Raw genomic sequence first — 4,126 nt, 5'->3', positions numbered from 1 at the left:
CCCGGCCCCGGCCGGGCCCGCCCCCGGTCTCACTCCGGCCCCGGTCTCACTCCGGCCCCGGTCTCACCCCGCCCCCGGTCTCACTCCGGCCCCGGTCTCACCCCGCCCCCGGTCTCACTCCGGCCCCGGTCTCACTCCGCCCCCGGTCTCACTCCGGCCCCGGCCCGCCCCGGCCCGCCCCCGGTCTCACTCCGGCCCCGGCCGGGCCCGACCCCGGTCTCACTCCGGCCCCGGCCCGCCCCCGGGGTTCAGGCGTAGCGGTCGAACAGGCCCCGCAGGTAGTCCTCCAGGCGCCCCGTCAGCACGGCGGGTGTCAGGTCCGTGCGGCCCAGCTCCCGCCACGGCTCGGCGACCTTGCGGGCGTCGGGCGCGAACGCCAGCGCGTCCAGCAGGCGCCAGTACAAGTGGGCGCGGCCCGTGGCCAGTTCGCGCCCGCCCGCCGCCGTGTAATGATCCGCGAAGGCCAGGCCCGCCCCGGGGCCGTGCAGCAGGGCCAGCGCGGTGGAGCAGTGGGCGACGTCCAGGTCCGCCGGGCCCCAGGACGTCTCCACCCAGTCCACCACCCCCGACACCGCCTCCCGCCCGCCCTCGCCGTCGAACAGCACGTTGCCCGGATGGAAGTCCCGGTGCAGGAAACACGGCTCGTACGCGGGCACCGCGCCGCCGATCACCGCGACCGCCCGCTCCCACAGCCCGGCCCGGTCCGTGCCCTCGGGCGCCACCACCCGCTCGGGCGCCGTCCACGCCTGCCACTCGCGCGGCCGCTCCCGCTCGCCGACGTCCAGGGCGTGCACGGCGGCCAGCTGCGCGGCCAGCAGCCGGGCGCGCGGCGGCGCGTGGCGGTCCCCGGCCACCCGCACCCCGCCGGGCAGCAGCGTCATCAGCAGCGACGGGTGCTCGCACACCGTCCCCGCAGCGTCCACGGCGACCAGGCGCGCCGCCGTGACGGCGCTGCCCTCCAGCAGTCCCAGCACCGCCGCCTCGCGCGCCAGCAGCCCCGGCGCGTGACGGCGGTAGAACGGCTCCACGAACGAGCGCAGCACCAGCGCGTACGGCCCCGCCCCGTCCGGGCCCTCGATGTCCAGGCGGCGCATCCGCGAGGTCCACCCGCCCTTCAGGGCGCTCACCCGGGCGATCCGCTCACCGGGCGCCAGATGCCCCTCGGCCCACGCGCGCGTGCGCTCCCACCCCGGCCCCCAGCCCCCGCCGTCGTCGGTCACGGCCGCCAAGCCTACGCCCCGCCCCCGGCCGGCCCCCGGGCGGGCACCGCCGGCGGGCTTTGCCGGCAGGTGCTCAACTCCCGCACGGCCAGGGCCCCGAGCCCCTTGTCCCGGCCGGGGTCGACGATTGACGGGAGGGCGCTCCCGGGATCGGCCGAGGGCCGCAGGTCACCACGCACACCAGGGGAGAGTGCCGCCATGCCCGGGGGCGTCGTCTTCGGGACCACCGGGGGAGCGGAGGTCCTGACGCCACCGAACGCCCCCTGCCCCGGCCCGGGCCCGGCGAAGTGCGCCCGAAGGCCGCCGCGATCGGCCTCAGCCACGCCGAGGCCCTCTTCCGCGCCGGCACCTGCCCGGAGCGGCCCGTGCCTGTCCGTCACCCTCGGCTACGAGGCCTCGGGCACCGTCGAAGCCGTCGGCGAGGGCGTCACCGCCACCGCCGTCGGCGACCTCGCCGACACCGTGCCCGCGTTCTCCCGGAACGGCCACGGCGTCCACGCCACCCGCGTCCTGGTGCCCTGCCCGCCCGCGTCGCCGCCCCCACCGCCCCGGCCCGCCTCACCCCCGTCCGGGGCGCGGCCGTGTGGGTGCCCTGCCTCACCGTCTGCGGCGCCCTCGCCGAGGACGGCCGCCCGCGCCCCGGCGGCCACGTGCTGGTCACCGCCGCCTCCGGCGCGGGCCCGGCCGCGATCCGCACCGCCCGCCGCCCGGGCGCCCGCCCCGTCGCCGCCGCCCGCGCCCGCGCCAAGGCCGAACGGCCGCGCGAGGCCGGTGTTCGCGAGGCCGCCGTCACCGGGGAGGACGACCCGGCGGACCGCGTCCACCGGGCGGGCGCCGGGCGCGGGGTGCGCACCGTCCTCGACCCCGCCGCCCGTGCCGCGCCCTCGCCCGTGCCCTCGCCCGGGGCGGGCGCCTGGCCGCCCGCGGACGCCCGGCCCGCGCGAGACCCCGCCGCCGGGCCAGGACACCCCCGCCCCGGTCAGCGGCCGCTTCCACGGCACGCGCGAGGCCACCCGCGGTGGCGAACGCCCGTGCCGCGCCCGCGCGTTCGTCACCGCGGACCCGGCCGGCGGACCGTCCGTCCCGCTCCTGGGCCGCTTCTTCGAAGGGCCTCGACGCCCTCGCCGGGGCCCACCGTCACCCGCTGCCCTGCCCCCGGGCCGCCCTGACCGACCTGACCGCCCTGACCGCCCGGGCCGACCCGACCGCCCGGGCCGCCCGGGCCGCCGGGCGCCCCTCACACCCCCCGGGCCTGCCCGGCCTCCGCGTCCGCGGCCGCCACCACCGCCGTCAACAGGCCCGGGAAACGCCGCTCCAGCTCCTCACTGCGCAGCGCGTTCATCTTGGTGGTGCCCACGTAGTACTGGCGCAGCACCCCCGCCTCGCGCAGCACGCTGAAATGGTGGCTGGAGGTGGAGCGTCCCACCGGCAGCTCGAAGGAACCGCAGCTGAGGTGCGCCCCCGAGTGCGCGAGCGTGCGTACCACCGTCCGGCGGGCCGGATCAGCGAGCGCCTCCAGTACCTTCTGGACGCTCACGTCCTCCACGCCAGGGTGCACGATCACCCGCGCCGCCACGCGTGCCCGTCCCACACCCACCACCCCTTCCCAACACTCGGCCCCCGTCCGTCAGATGGTCAAAAGCCGCGCGTCGCGCGCGACTTCACGTGCACGACGCTACTACGGCCGGCCTGCCTGTCACGCCCGCCGCAACACCCGCGCAACACCGGTCCTCGCCGGAGGGAGGGGGACGCGCCGCGGGAAAGGGGCGGACGGGCAGGGGAGGGGACGGCGGGGCGGGGCCCGGCCGTACGGCGGGAAGGGGGAAGGACAGGGAGAGGGAAGGAGACCGACGTCATCGTCGTCTACGCCCGCACCCACCCCCGAGGCGGCGCCCTCGGCGTCACCGCCTTCCTCGTCGACGCCGACACCCCCGGCCTGACCAGCGGAAACCCCATCAAGAAGACGGGACTGCGCACCTCCTCGCTCTCCGAGTTCCACCTCGACGGCGTGCGCGTGCCCGCCGACCGCGTCCCGGGCCGCGTCGGCGGCGGCTTCCTCGTCCTCGGCCACGTCTTGAAACGCGAGATCCTCTGCTCCTTCAGCGTCAGCACCGGTGAGATGCGGCACCGCCTGGAACGCTGCCCCGACCGCGCCGAGACCCGCATGTCCTTCGGCAGGCCCATCGGCTCCTGCCCGTCGGCCGCCGACAGGATCGTCGACACCAGGATCCGCCTGGAAACCGCCCGCGAGTGGCTGTAGGCACCGCCCAGCGCCTGGAAGCCGGCGGCGACGTCACCGTCGACCCGGCCATCGCCAAACTCCTCGCCAGCGAATCCGGCCTCGCCGCCTCGCAGGCCGCCGTCCAGGTCCTCGGCGGCAACGGCTGCATGTCCGAGTACGGACTGGAGAAGGACGTGCGCGACGCCGTCGCCGGCACCGGCCGCTCCGGCAGCAACGAGACCCGGTACGACCGCGTCGCCGCCGTGCTCGGACTGGGCAGATGAGCACCCCCGCCGCCCCGCCGCCCCCGCGGCCCCGCCGGATCCGGTCACCTCAAAGGCTGCGGCGCCCGCACCCGCGCCGACCTCACCCCCCGCGCTGGCCTCACCCCCGCGCCGGCACCGTCCCCGCCCGCGCCGGCACCGTCCCCGCCCTCACCGGCCCGCGGCACGGCGTGCCCGGCGCCCCGCCGCCCCCGCCGGATCCGGTCACCTCAAAGCCTGCGGCGCCCGCACCCCCGCCGGCCTCACCCCCGCGCCGGCACCGTCCCCGCCCGCGCCGGCACCGTCCCCGCCCGCGCCGGCCCGCGGCACGGTGTGCCCGGCGGTCCCGCCGGATCCGGTCACCTCAAAGTCTGCGGCGCCCGCCCCCGCCGCGGCCGCGCCCCCGGCGGCGCGCGGGGCGC

5 protein-coding genes are annotated in these 4,126 nt (G+C 78.8%); 2 read left to right on the top strand and 3 right to left on the bottom strand.

The window, feature by feature from the left end; genetic code table 11:
* Positions 1-248 precede the first annotated feature (248 nt).
* The 3 genes from ACFRMQ_RS38875 to ACFRMQ_RS38865 form a co-directional block, all read right to left on the bottom strand.
* Positions 249-1,220: a phosphotransferase family protein gene (locus tag ACFRMQ_RS38875; protein WP_380735617.1), complete on the bottom strand. Its 972-nt coding sequence runs from the start codon at positions 1,218-1,220 to the stop codon at positions 249-251.
* Between the two features lie 386 nt (positions 1,221-1,606).
* Positions 1,607-2,221 carry a hypothetical protein gene (locus tag ACFRMQ_RS38870; protein ID WP_380735616.1) on the bottom strand — a complete coding sequence of 205 codons (615 nt, stop codon included), beginning with the start codon at positions 2,219-2,221 and terminating at the stop codon, positions 1,607-1,609.
* Positions 2,222-2,457: 236 nt separating this feature from the next.
* Positions 2,458-2,757, bottom strand: coding sequence for an ArsR/SmtB family transcription factor (locus ACFRMQ_RS38865; RefSeq protein WP_380735615.1), 300 nt, complete (start codon positions 2,755-2,757; stop codon positions 2,458-2,460).
* A gap of 471 nt (positions 2,758-3,228) precedes the next feature.
* Here ACFRMQ_RS38865 and ACFRMQ_RS38860 point away from each other — a divergent pair, with 471 nt between their 5' ends.
* Both ACFRMQ_RS38860 and ACFRMQ_RS38855 read left to right on the top strand, forming a co-directional pair.
* A complete protein-coding gene (locus tag ACFRMQ_RS38860; RefSeq protein WP_380735614.1) occupies positions 3,229-3,480 on the top strand; it encodes an acyl-CoA dehydrogenase family protein in 252 nt (83 codons plus the stop codon).
* Positions 3,471-3,725 (top strand): acyl-CoA dehydrogenase family protein, encoded by a 255-nt coding sequence (locus ACFRMQ_RS38855; RefSeq protein ID WP_380735613.1) that lies wholly within the window; start codon positions 3,471-3,473, stop codon positions 3,723-3,725. Before ACFRMQ_RS38860 ends, ACFRMQ_RS38855 begins: the two co-directional genes overlap by 10 nt.
* The last annotated feature ends 401 nt before the right edge of the window (positions 3,726-4,126 follow it).

Origin of the sequence: Kitasatospora sp. NPDC056783, assembly GCF_042789895.1 — a bacterium.
GTDB lineage: Bacteria > Actinomycetota > Actinomycetes > Streptomycetales > Streptomycetaceae > Kitasatospora.
The sequence above is the reverse complement of the archived record's forward strand: the minus strand, read 5'-3'. Positions and strand labels throughout refer to the sequence as shown.